At 71.2% G+C, this 17083-nt stretch carries 11 protein-coding genes and 1 pseudogene; 7 read left to right on the forward strand and 5 right to left on the reverse strand.

Annotated elements, in window-relative coordinates; translation table 11 throughout:
• The first annotated feature begins 507 nt into the window (after positions 1-507).
• The 4 genes and pseudogenes from ACF1GV_RS31020 to ACF1GV_RS31035 form a co-directional block, all read left to right on the forward strand.
• Positions 508-1722 (forward strand): globin domain-containing protein, encoded by a 1215-nt coding sequence (locus tag ACF1GV_RS31020; RefSeq protein ID WP_391687116.1) that lies wholly within the window; start codon positions 508-510, stop codon positions 1720-1722.
• A 335-nt stretch (positions 1723-2057) separates the two neighbouring features.
• Positions 2058-2750, forward strand: a complete 693-nt coding sequence (locus tag ACF1GV_RS31025) for a response regulator (protein WP_391687119.1) — start codon at positions 2058-2060, stop codon at positions 2748-2750.
• A 295-nt stretch (positions 2751-3045) separates the two neighbouring features.
• Positions 3046-4791 (forward strand): GAF domain-containing protein, encoded by a 1746-nt coding sequence (locus tag ACF1GV_RS31030; protein WP_391687122.1) that lies wholly within the window; start codon positions 3046-3048, stop codon positions 4789-4791.
• A gap of 103 nt (positions 4792-4894) precedes the next feature.
• Positions 4895-5092 (forward strand): annotated as a pseudogene (locus tag ACF1GV_RS31035) (helix-turn-helix domain-containing protein); the annotation flags it as partial.
• Positions 5093-5137: 45 nt separating this feature from the next.
• Here ACF1GV_RS31035 and ACF1GV_RS31040 read toward each other — a convergent pair.
• From ACF1GV_RS31040 to ACF1GV_RS31055, 4 genes are all read right to left on the reverse strand, one after another.
• A complete protein-coding gene (locus ACF1GV_RS31040) occupies positions 5138-9031 on the reverse strand; it encodes a hypothetical protein (protein ID WP_391687125.1) in 3894 nt (1297 codons plus the stop codon).
• Entirely contained in the window at positions 9028-9459 is a 432-nt protein-coding gene (locus tag ACF1GV_RS31045; protein ID WP_391687128.1) for a hypothetical protein, read from the reverse strand. The genes ACF1GV_RS31040 and ACF1GV_RS31045 overlap by 4 nt, the downstream gene beginning before the upstream one ends.
• Before the next feature lie 9 nt (positions 9460-9468).
• On the reverse strand, positions 9469-11562 hold the full coding sequence (locus tag ACF1GV_RS31050) for a PQQ-binding-like beta-propeller repeat protein (protein WP_391687131.1): 2094 nt from the start codon (positions 11560-11562) through the stop codon (positions 9469-9471).
• A 142-nt stretch (positions 11563-11704) separates the two neighbouring features.
• Entirely contained in the window at positions 11705-12307 is a 603-nt protein-coding gene (locus ACF1GV_RS31055) for a toll/interleukin-1 receptor domain-containing protein (protein WP_391687134.1), read from the reverse strand.
• Between the two features lie 124 nt (positions 12308-12431).
• Here ACF1GV_RS31055 and ACF1GV_RS31060 point away from each other — a divergent pair, with 124 nt between their 5' ends.
• On the forward strand, positions 12432-13613 hold the full coding sequence (locus tag ACF1GV_RS31060) for a helix-turn-helix domain-containing protein (protein ID WP_391687137.1): 1182 nt from the start codon (positions 12432-12434) through the stop codon (positions 13611-13613).
• Positions 13614-14216: 603 nt separating this feature from the next.
• Here the strand turns inward: ACF1GV_RS31060 and ACF1GV_RS31065 are convergent.
• Positions 14217-14774: a TetR/AcrR family transcriptional regulator gene (locus tag ACF1GV_RS31065; protein WP_391687140.1), complete on the reverse strand. Its 558-nt coding sequence runs from the start codon at positions 14772-14774 to the stop codon at positions 14217-14219.
• 121 nt (positions 14775-14895) lie between these two features.
• On the opposite strand from ACF1GV_RS31065, the gene ACF1GV_RS31070 reads away from it, so the two are divergent.
• Positions 14896-15582: an SDR family oxidoreductase gene (locus ACF1GV_RS31070; protein ID WP_391687143.1), complete on the forward strand. Its 687-nt coding sequence runs from the start codon at positions 14896-14898 to the stop codon at positions 15580-15582.
• Positions 15583-15760: 178 nt separating this feature from the next.
• Positions 15761-16765 carry an NADP-dependent oxidoreductase gene (locus ACF1GV_RS31075; protein ID WP_391687332.1) on the forward strand — a complete coding sequence of 335 codons (1005 nt, stop codon included), beginning with the start codon at positions 15761-15763 and terminating at the stop codon, positions 16763-16765.
• Positions 16766-17083: the final 318 nt, after the last annotated feature.

Raw genomic sequence — 17083 nt, forward strand, 5'->3', positions numbered from 1 at the left:
ACAAGGGGGTTCCGGCAGCGGTAGAGCGGCTGCCGGGCCCCCTTCTCGGGCCGGCACTGCCCCGCCGCACAGGTACCGAGAAGGATCGATGGTGGAGCCACTCAGGGACGACCGGGCAGACTTCACGGCGCCACGGGACACGACTATGACGATCTCCGGGAGCCCGCTCCGTTCTCTTGCGCCCATGTCGCACGGGCCGTCCGGATCCTGTCCGCGGGGACTGTCGGCCGTGGTCGTCGGCGAGACACAGTCGTGCAGCAGCTCCACGACGCCCTCGGAACGTTAACTGCGTGCCAGAAGCCGGCAGGTGCCGGACCGTTCTTCTCGTTGCCGGGTGACAGACCGGCCCCGCGCAGCCGGGCCGATGGTCCCGGGGATCCGGGTAGTTCGGCCCTACTTCCGCACGACAGCCCGCCGGAATGATCGACGCGACCGCCGGATCCGTCCGGCGGTCGCGTCGCGACGGTGAGAGCCGTCCCCTGACGTACACGCACCCGGAGGAGTCCCATGCTTACGCCCGAGTCGGCCGCTGTCGTCCGCGCCACCCTGCCCGCCGTCGGCGGAGCTCTGGACGAGATCACCCGGCGCTTCTACGGCGCCATGTTCGCCGAGCAGCCCGAGCTGCTGGACGGGCTGTTCAACCGCGGCAACCAGGCCAGCGGCGAACAACGCCGCGCGCTGGCCGGATCCATCGCCGGCTTCGCCCAGGCGCTGCTGGCCGACCCCGACGCCCGCCCGGACGCGCTGCTCGCACGCATCGCTCACAAGCATGCCGCGCTGGGCGTCACCGAGGACCAGTACACCATCGTGCACAAATACCTTTTCCGGGCCATCGGCGACGTCCTGGGCGATGCGGTCACGCCGGAGGTGGCCGCCGCCTGGGACGAGGTGTACTGGCTGATGGCCGGCGCCCTCATAGCCCAAGAGGCCCGCCTGTACCAGCAGGCGCAGGTCGACCCGCGCAAGCCCTGGCGCCAGTGGACCGTCGTGGAGCGACGGGAGGAAACCCCGGACGCGGCGTCCTTCCTGCTGCGCCCAGCCGACGCAGGCCCGCTGCCCGAAGCCGGAGCCGGCCAGTACGTGAGCGTCCGCGTGGTCATGCCCGACGGGACGCACCAGACCCGTCAGTACAGCCTGTCCAACGCTCCCGGCGAAGACGTTCGGCGTATCACCGTGAAGCGGCTGGCGAGCCTCGCCGGCGCTCCCGAGGGCGAGGTGTCCAACCAGCTCTACCGCACGGTACGAGCGGGTGACGAACTCACCCTGTCCGCCCCGTTCGGAGACGTGGTGCTGGATGCCGCGGACACCCCGTTGGTGCTGGTCTCCGCCGGCATCGGCTGCACCCCGATGGTCGGCATGCTCGGTCATCTCGCCGCCACGGCCCCGACCAGGCCGGTGTGGGTCCTGCACGCCGACCGCACTCCGGCCGATCACGCCCTGCGTGCCGACACCCGCCGCCTGGTGGCACAGCTGCCCCAGGCACACACGGTGTTCTGGTACGAGCAGGACGCAACGCAAGAACCCGGCTCGCGTCAGGGCCTGATGAACCTCGACGGCCTGAGTCTGCCCGTCGACGCCGACGTCTACCTGTGCGGCCCGCTGCCGTTCATGCAGGCCGTCCGCAGCCAGCTACTCCGGATGGGTGTCCCCGCCCGTCGTATCCGCTACGAGACCTTCGGCCCGGACCTGTGGCAGGCCCAAGCGGACCGGGTGGACGCTTAGGAACCGGATGCGGACGCGTTGGCCGAGGGCGTCGCCAGGCACGTGTGACGCCCGGGTGGAGCGTCGTCGTCACCGGACGGGCGACCGTCATCGACGATCCCGCCGCGCGGGATCGTCGGGTCCGGACCGGTCCGCAGCCCCGGGCCCCGTCGGCCGACGGGGCGTTTATCCGGATCGATACCGAGTTGGTCACCGGACGTGAGGTGGTGGGAGGGCGGACCCTCTGCGGAGTGGACCTTGCGCCGTGAGAAAGCAGGGCCGATCGGCCCTGGTCTTCGGCCCCCGGGAGGGTAAGGATCGTCAAGGAGGTCCGGCTACGTGACAAGGAGCAACCGATGGCGGAGCGAGAGCAGGCGGGCCCCGACAACCCGATCCGGGTCTTCCTCCTCGACGATCATGAGGTCGTACGCCGGGGAGTGCACGACCTGCTGAACGACGAGCCGGACATCACGGTGGTCGGCGAGGCGGCCACCGCCGAGCAGGCCCTGGTGCGCGTCCCCGCCCTGCGCCCCGACGTCGCGGTCCTCGACGTCCGGCTGCCGGACGGCGACGGCGTGACCGTGTGCCGGGAGCTGCGGTCGAACATGCCGGACCTGGCCTGCCTGATGCTGACGTCGTTCGACGACGAGGAGGCCCTGCTCGACTCGATCATGGCCGGCGCGTCCGGGTACGTCCTCAAACAGATCCAGGGGTCGGACCTGGTCTCGGCCGTGCGGACGGTCGCCCGTGGCCAGTCACTGCTGGATCCGAGCGCGACCACCAAGCTCATGGCCAGATTGCGGGGCGGGCAGCAACAGCAGGCCGAGCCGGATGCCCTGCCCGGACTGACCGAGCGAGAGCGGGAGATCCTGGCCCTCATCGGCGAGGGGCTCACCAACCGGCAGATCGGCCAGCGGCTGTACCTGGCGGAAAAGACGGTGAAGAACCACATCTCCCGTCTGCTCGCCAAGCTCGGTGTCGAACGCCGGATCCAGGCAGCCGTGATCGCCACCCAGGCCCAGGACCGCCTGCGCGCCGACGGGCGCTGAACGCACCACCGGCCGCCGAGGGGCAGGAGGCAGGTCCGTCATGCCCCTGCCAGGAGGTGCCCGGTGACCATGTCCGACTCGATCCGTACGAACATTCCGCGAGTTCGACGCGGTCGCCCGCTCCGGCTGGAGTGTCGTCGTGACCGGCCGGGCCGGCCTCGTGAGTCGAGTCGGCCGTCCTCTGCGTCGGCACAAGGCGTTGCTCGCCGCCATCCCGTATCGTCCCTTTGTCGGGGCCGTTACCGTGAAAGCTGGGCGGGGCCTTTTGCGCAGGGCAAGGGGGCGGGAGGCACAGGTGGGAAGCTCCGAGGGTGTCGGCGAGGGACGAGTCGTGCGGCTGCCGCAGTTGCGGCTGGACGAGCTGCTGGAGGAACTGCAGGCCCGCCTCGAGGCGGCCCGCGACACCCAGGACAAGGTGCACAGCCTGCTGGAGGCGGTGCTCTCGGTCGGCCGTGAACTGGAGCTGGAACAGGCGCTGCGCAGCATCGTGGAGGCCGCGGCCGTTCTGGTCGACGCCGAGTACGCGGCGCTGGGCGTGATCGGTTCGGGCGGCGAGCGGCTCTCGGCGTTCATCACCCACGGGGTCAGTGACGAGGAGATCGCCCGCATCGGCCCCTTTCCCGAGGGCCACGGCATTCTCGGGGAACTGATCCGCCATCCCGAGCCCCTGCGGCTGGGAAAGCTCTCCGAGCATGCGGCGTCGTACGGCTTCCCGCCGAACCACCCGCCGATGAACAGTTTCCTGGGCGTGCCCATCCGCGTGCGTGACCAGGTGTTCGGCAACCTGTACCTGACCGAGAAGCGGGGCGGGCTGCAGTTCGACGAGGACGACGAGTCGGTGCTGTCGACGCTGGCCGTGGCAGCGGGCGTGGCGATCGACAACGCCCGTCTGTATGAGGAGTCGAAGCTGCGCGAGCGCTGGCTGGTGGCGAGCGCTGAGATCAGTGCCGGCCTGATGTCCGGGGCGGGCCAGCACGAGGTGCTCGGGCTGATCGCGGAGCGGGCGCGGGAGATCACCGGCGCGGCGCTCGCCGCCATGGCGACCCCTGTGAAGGACACCGGCACCCTCGCTGTCGAGCTGGCCATCGGCCAGGAGGCCGACGCACACCGTGGGCTCGTGCTGCCGGTCGAGGGAAGCCTCACCGGACAGGCTTTCGTCCTCGGTGCACCCGTGAGCAGCCCGGACGTCTCGCGGGACGACCGGGTCACGACGGGTCCGCCGCGCTTCGCCGGCCTGGGCCCGGCCATCGCCGTGCCGATCGGCCGGCAAGACCGCGTCCGCGGTGTGGTCCTGCTCGCCCGGGAGACGGGAGCGAGTGACTTCTCCGACAGGGAGACGGAGCTGCTGAAGGGTTTCGCCGCGCAGGCCGCCGTCGCGATGGAGCTCGCGGAGCGCCGCCGGGACGCCGAGCAGATCACCCTGCTGGAAGACCGGGACCGGATCGCCCGGGACCTGCACGACCTGGCCATCCAGCGGCTCTTCGCGACGGGCATGACGTTGCAGAGCACCGGCCGCTTCATCCAGCACGCGGAGGCCTCGGAGCGGGTGCGGCGGGCCGTCGACGACCTCGACCAGACCATCAAGATCATCCGCTCCACCATCTTCGGCCTGCGGACCCACGACGACGAATCGGCACCCGGGCTGCGGGCCCGTGCGGTCCGGGTGGCCGGCGAGGCGACACCGGTGCTGGGCTTCGCGCCCAGCGTCCGGATGGAGGGCCTGCTCGACACCCACGTGCCGCCGGAGACCGCCGATCAGGTCGTGGCCGTCCTCTCCGAGTCCCTGACCAACATCGCGCGGCACGCTGCCGCCGACCGCGCCGAAGTGGTGCTGGAGACCGACGGCGACGAGGTACGGCTGACGGTCACCGACAACGGCGTCGGTATTCCGCCCGAAGGCCGCCGCAGCGGTCTGGGCAATATGGCGGAACGGGCGCGGAATCTGGGCGGCGACATGGAGATCAGCAGCCCGGAAGGCGGGGGAGCCAGGCTGGTCTGGCACGTGCCCCTGAAGGAGTCGACGGCGCCGTCCGGGAACTAGGTGTATTGATCACGAGCGTTGTTGACAGCTCCGGGGCCTGATCATGGCGCGAAGACCTCCGGTGTGGTGGAGCTGTCCAGGACTGCACCGCACGGAGGTCTTCGTGACCCACCGTAATGCCCGGCTGACCGTTCACGGCAGGCGGTTGTTGATCGAGCGCGTCTGCTCGGGCCGGCCCGTCGCACACGTCGCAGCCGAGATGGGCATCTCGCGGCCCACCGCCCACAAGTGGCTGCGCCGCTGGAGGCAGGAGGGAGAAGCCGGCCTGCACGACCGTTCCAGCCGGCCCCCCCATGCCCCTGCCACCGCAACATGCCAGAGCCGATATCCGCCTGGCCAGCCCCTACTAGGTGGTCCCACAGGGCGGCTCGTAGGGCAGCTGGAGAAGGTATCGGCTCCATTGCAGGCGGTTCAGGGCGCCGGAGCTCCCGGCGCAGATACGGCTGATGGCGGACTCGATGTTCAGGTCCCAGAGCGTGGCCACGCCGTCGTCGGTGGTGGCGGCCAGTGTGTGCCCGTCGGGGCTGAACGCCAGCACGGCGACGGCTCCGGTCTCCACGGTCAGCGGCCGGCCGATGAGGGTGGGGTGGTCGGGATCGGTGACGTTCCACAGGTTGATGGTGCCGTTGCTGGTGTGGCCGGCCGCTGCGAGGGTGTGGCCGTCCGGGCTGAACGCCACGGACCACAGGCTGCCGCCGGGTACGGTCAGGGGACTGCCTCTGCGCGTGAGGTGGTTGGGGTCGGTGGCATTCCACAGGGTGACGGTGCCGCGGCTGTTGCCGGTGGCGAGCGTGCGGCCGTCCGGGCTGAACGCCACCCAGGTGCTGGTGCCGGTCGGCTGCTCGATCGGCGCCCCGATGCGGACCCCGGGGTCCGTCGTACTCCACAGTCCGACCTCGCGGTTGCTGCCGTCGCCGCCGGCCGCCAGCGTCGTGCCGTCGCGGCTGAACGCCAGGGACAGGACGGACTTCGTGCGGTCATTGGAGATGCCGGGCTTGGCGACAGGGTGTACGGGGTCGCTGACGTCCCACAGGGCGATGGTGCCACGCGAGGGGTCGTCGCCGGCCGCGGCCAGTGTGTGGCCGTCGGGGCTGAACGCCAGCGCGAAGACGGTCCCGCCAGCCCCGGTGAGGGGCTCACGAAGGCGAACGGGATGGTTGAGGTCGGCGGTGTTCCACAACGTGACGGTGCCGCCGCCGTCGCCTGCGGCCAGGGTGCGCCCGTCCTGGCTGAACGCCACGGCGTCGACCGGCTTCTTCGGGCCGGTGAGCGGGTCACCGCGCGGCGCGGGGTGGTTGGGATCGGCGGTGTTCCACAGCGAGACGGTGTTGTTCTGGTTTCCCGCGGCCAGGGTGCGCCCGTCGGGGCTGAACGCCACGGATGCCACATTGCCGCCGGCGCCGATGATCCGGGTCGGCGGCAGGTTCCACAGATCGACGTTGCCGTCGGCGTTCCCCGCGGCGAGGGTGCGACTGTCCGGGCTGAACACCACGTCGGTCACCGTGTCGCCGGGTCCGGTCAGCGGCCGGCCCAGAGGGACGATGACCGCGGGGCGGCTGACGTTCCACAGATGGATGGTGTGGTCGGCGCTGCCGGCCGCCAGGGTGTGACCGTCCGGGCTGAACGTCACCGACATGACGGCCTGGGCGGGACCCGTCAGCGGCTTGCCCAGGGGGGCGGGGTGGCCGGGGTCCGCGAGCTTCCACAGGTGGACCGTGTTGTCTTTGGATCCGGCGGCCAGGGTACGGCTGTCGGGGCTGAACGCCAGGGAGATGACGGGATGCCCGGCTTTCAGGGAACGGCCGCGGCCGGGGTGGGCCGGGTCGGTGGTGTTCCACAGGCTGATGGTGCCGGCGTCGTCATCGCATGCGGCGGCCAGGGTGTGGCCGGTGGGGCTGAACGCGATGCGACTGGAGAAGACGTCGGGGCAGTCGAGGTTCAGGGGCGCTCCCGCGGGCTTGACGTCGTCGGGGTGGGTGACGTTCCACACGCTGACGAGTCCGGCGTGCCATCCGGCGGCCAGGGTACGGCCGTCGGGACTGAACGCCAGCGATTCGATGGAGGCCGCGGCGTCCCAGCCCTGAATGGCGGGACTCTTCGGCCGGCCGAGCAGGACGGGGTGGCTGGGGCTGGTCAGGCTCCACAGGTCGACGAATCCGCCGGAACCGGCGTCGCCGTTGTGGCTGGTGTGGCCGCCGACGGCCAGCACCCGGCCGTCCGGGCTGAACGCGAGCGACAGGATCGAGTTGACGGAACGGTCCACGGGCACGGGTCGGCCCAGCGCCACCGGACGGCCGGGATCGGAGACGTCCCACAGCCGGACCAGGTTCTGGTAGACGTTCCCCGCCGCCAGCATGTGCCCGTCGGGGCTGTAGGCCACGGTGTACACCGTGCCGCGCGGGCCGGGAAGCCGGGTGTCCAGCGGCGTGTTCTCGGTCGAGAGGAGCCGGGACGCCGCCTCCGAGGTCGGGTCCATGCGGTAGGCGGTCAGCGCGAGTTGAGCGGACAGCGAGGGATCGGTCGGCGCCAGTTGCAGGGACGCGGAGGTGACGGCGGCGTTGATGGCCTGGTCGCGGGCGCGCAGGGCCTGAGCGGCGGCGGTCCGGGCCTCGGACTCCTGCCGGAAGGCGAACACCGCGGCCAGCGAGGCGACCACGGCCAGGGTGGTGATGGTGGCGACCGCAGCGCGCCGGAGTCGTTGCCCGCGCCGCTGGTGGTGGCGGGCGGCTGCCAGAAATGCCCTGGCGGCGCCGCTGAGTTCCGGCCCGTGCGTTTCGGCCCAGGCGAGAGCGGTCTCCAGGCGGTTGCCGCGGTACAGCGCGGCTGCCTCCCGGCCGGCCTGTTCCCAGAGCGCGGCCGCCTCTTCCAGATCCTGTCGTACGAGGTTCCCGTTGCGGTCGTGCTCGATCCAGTCCCGCAGCCGGGGCCAGGCGCGGATGAGCACCTCATGTGTCATCACCACCGTCTCCTGGTCCCGGGTCAGCAGCCGGCCACGGGTGAAGTCGTCCAGGACTCTGACGGCCGCTTCCCGCTCCGGCGCATGACGCAGCAGCTCGTCGTACCGGACGCGCCGGCGGCTGTCGTCGGCGTCGCGTCCCACGATGACGAGCCGCAGGAACACCCACCGTGCGGCCTCGTGACACGGCGGCGGCAGGGTGTCGTAGAGCCTGTTCGCCGTGGTGGCGATGGCGCCCTGGATGCCACCGGTCACGCGGTATCCGTCCACGGTGAGCGTGTGGCCGTGGCGCTGCTGCCAGGTGGCCCGCAGCGCGTGTGCGAGCAGCGGCAGCCGGCCCGTGGTGCTCGCGCCGACCGGCCCCCCGACCGCGCCCAGGTCCGCCAGCAGCACTTCGACCAGGCCGTCTTCGACGTCGAGGCCCACGTTGCCGGCCGGGCGGCGGATGGCGTCCTTGAGTTCGTCCTCCGTCATCGGCTCCAGCAGGACCGGTCCGGCCTGGAGCGCCGCCCGGAGCTGCGGATGGGCCGTGCACGCGGCATAGAAGTCCGCGCGTACTCCCAGCACCACGACCGCACCGCCCGTGGACCGGGCCAGACGGTCGAGCACGTCGATGAACCACTGCCGTTCGGTCTCGTCGCCGCAGGCCGTGAAGATCTCCTCGAACTGGTCGACCACGACGACCAGGCCAGCGGAGGAGGACTCCCCGGTGGGCGGCGGATCGCCGGCTCCGGTGATCTCACGCAGCTCGGCGAGGCACCGTGCGGGATCGGCCCGCCAGCCCGGCGCCGTACGCCGGGCGGTATCGGCGTCGAGCCCGGCGGCGGCCGCCAGTGCCAGGGCCGGGGATGCCGTCGGGGTCAGCAGCAGCCGCGGCCAGGTGCTCGAACCCGCCACCGGAAGCCGTCCGTCGTCCAGGGCCGGCAGTACCCCGGCCGCGAGCAGGGACGACTTCCCGGCCCCCGACGGGCCGATCAGCACCAGCGGGCCGCCCTCACGCATCCGGGCGTCCATCCGCTCGCACACGAGGTGAACCATCCGCTCACGGCCGTAGAACCACTGTTTGTGCTGCGCGCCGAAGGGCGCCAAGCCCGGGTACGGACAGAGCAACTGGTCGGCGCCCGGGCCGGGCACGGTTCTGCGCCCCTCGTCGCCGACGCGGACGTGGATGTCCCGGCCGGCCTGGAAGACGCTGCCGCCGCCGGTCGCGCTCGCTTCCAGCCGCTTCGGCTGCCACAGGGGCGGACCGTCGGGGGGCAGGGCACCGGTGCTGCGTTCCGTCACGCTTGTCCGCCCCTGGTCACGGTCATGTCCCGGCCGGCCAGAAACGCGTCGCCGCCGGAGACGTGTGCCTCCAGCGTCATCGAACCCGAGATCTGCTGTTCCGGGGTTGCGGCAGCGCGCAGTTCCTCGCCGACCAGCGCGCGCAGCTCGTCGACGGCGCCCGGCCGCGTGGCCATCAGCCGGATGATGCGGGCCTGCCACTCGGCGACCAGCAGCCCCTGGAGCTCCTGGCCGTCGCCCGTCTGCTGTGCCTGAAGCAACTCGCCGCGCACATCGGCGAGTTCCTCCTCGACGCGCTCCGGGTGCGCGGACCGCCACAGCGACAGGACGGAGGACTTGACCGCGGCCCAGCCGTCCGTCGCCAGCAGATCGATCAGGCGCGCCGCGGCCGCCGATGCCAGGCCGGCGAGTTCCACACTCGTCTCCATGTCTTCTCCTCACCCCCCGTGGGCCGCGATCGCGGTCATTGTCAGGTGGGAGGCGATGAACACGTGGTCGCCGCCCACCGTCCACAGGAACCCCACGTCCGGCTGCCCGGGGTCGCTGTATCTCCACCGGGCCCTGCCGGTGGCCGCGTCGATGGCCCACAGTGTCTTGGCAGCGTCGGTGACGAAGACGGTGTCGGCCGAACACTGCGCGCTCTTGCCGGAAACCCTGAGGGAGGCGTTGAACATGTTGGAACCGCCCATGTCGTTGGCCCCGTCGAGCGTCGCGACCCACTGGGGAGTGCCGTCGGCCGAGGCCAGGGCGACCAGGTCGGCGCCGACCGGTAGGTAGACGGTCGCGCCGTCCAGAGCGGCGAACGGGGCACCGATCTGGACCTGGTCCCCGCTCTTCGCATCGAAGCGCTGGTGCCACTTCTCTGTGCCCGTGGCCGCGTCGACGGCGAACAGTGTGTCGCCGTTGCCGCCGGCGAACAGGAACAGGCCGGCGGCGTAGCACGTCAGCGGCCAGCCGGTGGTGAAGTAGTACGCGGCGTGCGGGACGGACACGTTCCAGCCGCGGGCACCTCTCCTGCCGGCGTCGATCATCTGGACGCGGCCTGGCTTCCTGCCCGGGACGGCCGACGTGGCCAGCAGGTGTGAACCGGAGGGTGGCACGAGCACGTTGTTGATGTCCGTGCCCTTGACCCGCCACAGTCCCTTGCCGGTCGCGGCGTTGAACGCACGGATGTAGCCGGTGCTCGGTGACTCGGCCGAGAACGACCCGGACGTCTGAAGCAACTGCCCGCATACGTACACCGTGTTCCCTGCGACGGCCACATAGTGGCTCAGGTACATCGCCGGATGCGGGCCGCCGCCCGGATCGACCTCAGCCATCCTGGTCGCCCACTTCACCTTCCCGCTGGCGGCGTCGAATGCCGCCAGCAGGCCTGACTGGCTCGGTGTGTCGCAGAGCAGGTAGAACACTCCGTCCGCGTACGCCGTCGGGTACTTGTCCATGCTCGTGCCGAAGTCGTTGGTCGTGTTCAGCTGGGGGAACACGGATTTTCCGGTCGCGGCGTCCAGGAAGGACGTGGCGGTGTCCGTGACCACCATGACCACCTTGTCGGACGCTTCCACGCAGGTGGGGGCGTGCTTTCCCGCGCCTGACCATGCCTTGACGGGGGCGGGTCCGGCCAGAACGACCGATTCCGGTCCGTCCGTCGAGGACGGCGACGCGGAGGAGGCCGACGTGGATGGCACGCCTGAAGGAGAGGCCCGCCGCGCAGTGGCCCCGGGCCCGCCGGCCCGGCCGTCGGGTGCCGGCGGCGAGTCGCCGGAGAAGGCGAGTGCCGCCGCGGCTCCGCCGAGTACGGCCGCGCCTCCGGCCAGACCGATGATCAGCTTCCGGCGGCTGACACCCGTGCCGACAGCGATCGCCGGCGGCGGAGGGAACGGGCCCCGGCCGCTGCCGCCGGCGGACACCGATCCCACCGCCGCGGTCGCGGCGGCCATGTCGGCGGTCACCGCCTGCGGCAGCCAACTGCCTGCCAGGGCCGGCAGGTCCTGACGCCTCAGGTAGTCGACGAGTTGCTCCGCGGTGGGACGGTCCGACGGTTCGGGGTACAGGCAGCCGCCGATCACCTCGCGCAGCGACACGGGGAGCGCGCCCGTGTCCGGCTCGCCTCCGGAGGCTGCGAACAGCACGGTCGACCCGAGGTCGAACATGTCGTCTGTCGGTGAGGGTGCCGGACTGGCGGTGGCTCCCGTGATCCCGAGGGTGGTGATGCGGGGCCCGTCCATGGTCAGCAGCACCGAGTCCGGGCTCACCTCGCCGTGGACGGTCCCGGCCGCGTGGAGGGCGGCCAGCGCCCGGGCGAGGCCGTCGGCGAGCACCCGCAGGGCCGGTTCGGACAGCGGGCCGTGCCGGTCGACCGCCTGCCGGAGCGGCAGTCCGGCGGTGAACTCGGTCGCCAGCCAAGGAACCGGCGCGTCGGCGTCGGCATCCACCACTGGTACGAGGAAGGCACCGGACAGCGTCCGTGCCGCCTCGACGGCGGCTCGGAACCGGTCCCGGAACCCCGGGGCCGCGGCGAGTTCGGGCCTCACGACCGTGACCGTGACGAGTAGCCCCTCGTCCGTGCGGGCCGCGAAGACTTCGCCCCCGCCGACCGTGCTCTGCCTTGCGAGCAGCGCATACGGCCCGACCCGATGGGCACCGTCTGCTCCGGGATGATCCATCGTCCGCCCCTCACGCCAACCTGATCGTCTGATCACGGGCCGCCTGGTAGGCGCTGCCACCCCCGGACACATGGGCCGTCATGGTCATGGACGGCTCCGGAGCGGCGGCCGGCGCCGTGCCGTGCCCGGGTTCGACAGCGGGGTCGGTATCGGACAGGAGAGCGGACACCGCGTCGCTCAAGTGCTCCAGCCCGTCCGGAAGATGGGTCTCCGGAACGCGAATGAACTGCAGGCGTGCCAGCTCCGCGATCTCGGCAGGCAGCGCCGAGGTGTCGGGCAGCATCGTCGTGTCTCCCAGAAGGACCGGCACGACGCGGTTTCCCGCCCGCAGAGCTGTCGCGATCTCCAGGCGGACCCAGTCGTGGGCCCGGTCCAGAAGCCGCACACCGTCCTCGCCCCGCGCGTCGAGCCACCCTGGCCCGATCAGTACGCACATGAGCTCGCACTCGGCGGCCTGCCGCCGCAGGATCTCGGCGAAATCGGCCCCGGGCGGTATCGACTGGCCCGACTTGAAGATCTCGTTGGCACCTAAGCGGTCGGACAGCGCCCGGTAGACCCGGTCTCGCATCCACCGGGAGTCCGGTTTGCGAAAGCTGAGGAAGATGCGCGGCACAATTGCCCCCTCTCCGGCAAGCCTTGACGTCAGGATTCGTGCTCACTCTAGGGGCGGAGCATTCGCTCGGCGGCTATTCGCCGGGGATTGAATAGCGGCCGTGAGGCTCCGTACGCTGGCCGGTATGGACCCGGTGGACAGCGCGGCAGGGAGATCGACCGGCACGCGTCTGCCGCCGGGCGACTTCGGCGTCGTCCTGGCCACACTCCGGGCACGTCGGGGGTGGAGTGTGCGCGAGTTCGCCCGGCGTGCGAATGTGTCCGAAGGGCAGATCTGCAATCTCGAGAGCGGGTTGCGCAACCCGACGCCCGCTGTCGCGGCGGCATGCGACGCGGCCTTCGGCACCGGCGGGGAACTCGTCGAGCTGGCCGGGGCCGGCCGCCGCGGCGCCCGGGCCGAGGGCGTCGTGGAGGCCGGCCCCGTGGTCGCCGGATACGAGCGGGTCCTGTGGGAGCTGAAGGACATCGGCAGATCCACCGGACCGAGGTTCGTCACCGCTTCGATGAAGTCGATCACGCGGATCCTGACGGACGCCGGGCCGCACGCCGTTGGTGAGCAACGTGCCGAGATCTGGCTGCTGGCCTCGAAGTTCGCCGAATACACGGGGTGGATGGCACAAGAAGCGGGAAATCCCGCGGAGGCGTTGCGCTGGACGAATCTCGCCGTCCGCTGGGGCGCACACGGCGGAGACGAAACGGTGGCCGCGTATGCCCTGGTCCGCAAGGCGTTCATCGCCCAGCACCGCGGTGACACCCATGCGGCGATCGAATTCGCCGACCAGGCGGCCGGGCACCCGGCGGCCAATCCGGTGATCCGCGCGCACGCCGCGCGACGCGCGGCTCAGGGGCATGCGCGCCGTGGCGATGCGGGGGCCTGCCGAGAGGCACTCGAGCGGTTCAGAAACCACGCCGCGGAGGTCATCGGCGACCGGACCCCTCACTGGGGGCCGCGCATCGAGAACGGCAACCCTCGCCTCATCGAGGCATCCTGCATGCTCAGCCTCCGTCGCTTCGAGCTGGCCGCCGACCTTTTCGCCGCCGAGCGCCGGCGCCGGCCGCCGGCGGTCCCGGGAGACAGCAACTCCCAGGCGCGCTTCGCGGTTCGGCAGGCGACGGCCCTGGCCGGTGTCGGCCGCCTCGACGACGCCTGTCAGATCGTCGAGGCCACGCTGCCCGTGATCCAGCGCATCGACTCGGCCACCGTCCGTGCGGAACTGGGCCGTTTCGTGGAAGAGGCCCGGACCCGGAGAGCCAGCCCGGGCCAACTCGCCCTCATCGACGCATCGGCCGACCTTGCGATCGGCTGACAGTCGCGATCGGTTGGCAGTACGGAGAGATCCAGTAGAACCTGGTCGGGTCGATACGGCTCTGGCATGTCGCGGTGGCAGATGGGGCAGGCGCCGGTCCAGGCCGCGAGGAGGAACTGCAGTTCGCGGGTGACCTGGCAGCGGATCGGGCCGGCGCCGTCTCTTCGGGGACCGGGTGATGCGCTGGTACCTCTACGCGACCGGGGAGGCGCACGCCGGTCACCGGACTGAGAACAGCAACCTCCTCATGGCGGCAGCGTCCTCCGTCACGCGCACAACGCACAACGTCGATCCTCGGCAGGTCGTGGCTGCCTTCGAGGAATGCTGCCGGGTACGGAGGAGCTCTGTGCTCACCCGTACTGACGACGCCCGCCGGCGGGCCCGCGAGGCCGGCCTGACCGTCACCGACCGCACCATGCTGCCTGGCTCGCGGGCACCCGCGCACCCTCGAGGAAGAAACTGCAGCTCATCGAGCAGGCCTACCACACGCTGCGGCGCGACAACGTAGCCCGCTACCTGCTGGCCCGCCTCAAGGAGAGCCTGCTGTGCCGTCGGCGGCCGGGCAGGAATGCCCAGACGGGCCGCCCGGCAGCGTGGCGCTGATCAGCCCGCTGCCAATGCCGCACGCGCGGTGGTGAGGATCTCCTCGGAGAGCGGGGAACCGCTGGTGGCCCGGGCCAGGACGAGTGCGCCGAACATGATGCACAGCCGGGTGATGCCGTCCTGGTCCTCCGTGGTGAGCCATTCGGCGAAGTCACCCACGCCCTCGGTGTAAATCCGGCGGGCCTCATGATCTTCGCCCCCGCGCGCCATGTCAGTGGCGAGCGCGGCAACGGGACACCCGTCCGCCGGGCTGTCGCGGTGCTCGGGGGAGAGGTAGGTGTCGATCAGTGCCTGCTGGGCGGCGGCGCGCCGTCCACCATGCTGCTCGAGTCCGTCCTTGTGGCGCCGGGTGAGTTCGCCGAACGCATGGGCGGTGGCTTCGTCGATGAGCGCCTCCTTGGAGGCGAACTGCTTGTAGAAGCCGCCGTGGGTCAGACCGGCCGCCTTCATGAGGTCGGCCACGCTGACGTGAGTCCCCCGTTCCCGGAGCAGGCGAGACGCGGTTTCCACGACCCGTCGGCGGTTCTCCTCTGCCTGCGCCTGCGATACGCGGCCCATGGGCCACCTCCCGATTGGATGTCGACTGGCATCTATCTTAGGTCAGTGTTTAGATTGTGCCTGTAATCTAATTTGGATCCGGCTCGGTCACTCGACGCCGGCCGTGACGCTGGGAGTGGGCATGGAACTGAAGGACGCGGTCGTGGTGGTCACCGGAGCCAACCGGGGGCTTGGTCGGCATCTGGCCGCCCAGCTCGTGGAGCGCGGGGCGAGCGTGTACGCGGCGGCCCGGCGCCCCGAGACGGTGGACATGCCGGGGGTCACCCCGCTGCGGCTCGACGTGACGGACGAGGAGTCGATCCGGGCCGCGGCCCGCGTCGCGTCCGACGCGACGCTGCTGGTGAACAACGCCGGCATCTCCACCGGCACCCCGCTGATCACGGGCAGCCCGGACGCGGTGCGGCTGGAGATGGAGGTGAACTTCTTCGGTCCGCTCGCCGCGACACGGGCCTTCGCTCCCGTGATCGAGGCCAACGGCGGCGGATGTGTACTCAACGTCTTGTCGGTCCTGTCCTGGCTGCACCCGGCCGGCCTCGGAGCGTATGCGGCGGCCAAGGCCGCGGCGTGGGCGCTGACCGGCGCGGCCCGGGAAGAACTGGCGCCCCGCGGTATCAGCGTCTCGGCCCTGCACGTCGGATACATGGACACCGACATGGCCGCGAGCGTCCCCGCCGACCAGAAGGCCGACCCCGCCGAGGTCGCCGCGCAGGCCCTGGCCGGCATCGAGGCGGGTCTGCCCGAGATCCTCGCCGACGAGATCACCCGGTATGTGAAGCAGAGCCTGGCCGCACCGCCGAACGCGGCATGAGCGCACACCGCCCCGCCGGCGGCCTTGATGCCCGGCGGCGACCGTCCATCGCGTTGGCGAGGGGCTCCAGTAGGTCCCGAAACGAACCCCGCAAAGGGTGACGTATATGGAGAAGGCCGACGCGCAACAGCCGACGCGCATCAGTCACGTCCCCTGCGGACGGGAAATGGAGACGACAGTGAAGGCTTTCATGATCGAGCGGTACGGCGACAAGGACGGTGGCCGCCTCACCGAGACCCCGGCCCCGCAGCTGGGCGCCGACGACGTGCTGGTCCGGGTCCGCGCGGCGAGCGTCAACCCGCTGGACTTCAAGATCCGCGACGGCGGCTTCAAGGCGGTTCTGCCGTACCGTCTCCCTCTCGTCCTGGGCAACGACCTCGCCGGGGTGGTGGCCGAAGTGGGACCGGACGTCACCCGGTTCGCCGTGGGCGACGAGGTCTACGCCCGGCCCGACAAGGCCCGCATCGGCACCTTCGCCGAACTCATCGCCGTCCACCAGAACGACCTGGCGCCCAAGCCCGCCGGCCTCACCATGGTGGAGGCCGCCTCCCTTCCCCTGGTCGCCCTGACGTCGTGGCAGGCGCTGGTCGAGAGGGCACAGGTCCAGCCCGGCCAGAAGGTCCTGATCCACGGGGGCTCCGGCGGCGTCGGGACCGTAGCGCTCCAGCTGGCCAGGCAGTTGGGCGCACATGTGGCCACCACCGTGAGCGCGGCCAAGGCCGACCTGGTCAGGGAGCTCGGTGCCGACGTCGTCGTCGACTACCGGACACAGGACTTCGAGGAGGTGCTGGACGGCTACGACGTCGTCCTGGACACCCTCGGCGGCGAGACCCTGGAGAAGTCCCTTGGGGTCCTCAAGCCCGGCGGGAAGGTCATCAGCATCGCCGGACCCCCTGACGCGGACTTCGCCCGCGAACTCGGTGCGAACCCGGTCCTGCGGCAGGCGATGAACGCGCTGAGCTGGAAGACCCGGCGCCACGCCAAGCGCCAGGGCGTCACCTACTCCTTTCTGTTCATGAAGGCCGACGGCGACCAGTTGCGCGAACTCACCCGGCTCATCGACGCCGGGGGGATCCGCCCCGTCGTCGACCGCGTCTTCCCCTTCAACCAGACACGCGAGGCGATGGAGTACACCGAGAAGGGCCGCGCCAAGGCCGGCAAGGTCGTCGTCGCGATGGAGTGAGGGCCAGACCCCCACCAAAACCACAACCGGTGAGTCCCGGTCGATCTCCTTGCCCGGGCGCTCGCCGACACGGACCACGGCACGGAGACGGCGGCCGAGTTCCGGCCGGCTGCTCGCCCCCGGCGACGGCGACCGCCGCCGCGCAGCGGCCCTGCTCCGCCACCCCGACCTGCCGGCCTCCCCGTGACCGAGCTGCACCGCCGCCGGCTCCCGACCGCCTCACCCCCGGCCGGCCCCTCGCGGCCTGGGCCCCCGGCGCCGGGGCCCGGGGCCGGTCCTCCCCCCTCCGGCCGTGCGCCGCAGCCCCCGACCCTCCAG

This window comes from Streptomyces sp. NPDC014006 (assembly GCF_043088925.1).
GTDB lineage: Bacteria > Actinomycetota > Actinomycetes > Streptomycetales > Streptomycetaceae > Streptomyces.

Bases quoted from the DNA above. Each gene is read 5' to 3' on its own strand.
- ACF1GV_RS31020 (WP_391687116.1), top strand. From the start codon at position 508: ATGCTTACGCCCGAGTCGGCCGCTGTCGTCCGCGCCACCCTGCCCGCC.
- ACF1GV_RS31025 (WP_391687119.1), top strand. From the start codon at position 2,058: ATGGCGGAGCGAGAGCAGGCGGGCCCCGACAACCCGATCCGGGTCTTC.
- ACF1GV_RS31045 (WP_391687128.1), bottom strand. From the start codon at position 9,459: ATGGAGACGAGTGTGGAACTCGCCGGCCTGGCATCGGCGGCCGCGGCG.
- ACF1GV_RS31060 (WP_391687137.1), top strand. From the start codon at position 12,432: ATGGACCCGGTGGACAGCGCGGCAGGGAGATCGACCGGCACGCGTCTG.
- ACF1GV_RS31065 (WP_391687140.1), bottom strand. From the start codon at position 14,774: ATGGGCCGCGTATCGCAGGCGCAGGCAGAGGAGAACCGCCGACGGGTC.
- ACF1GV_RS31070 (WP_391687143.1), top strand. From the start codon at position 14,896: ATGGAACTGAAGGACGCGGTCGTGGTGGTCACCGGAGCCAACCGGGGG.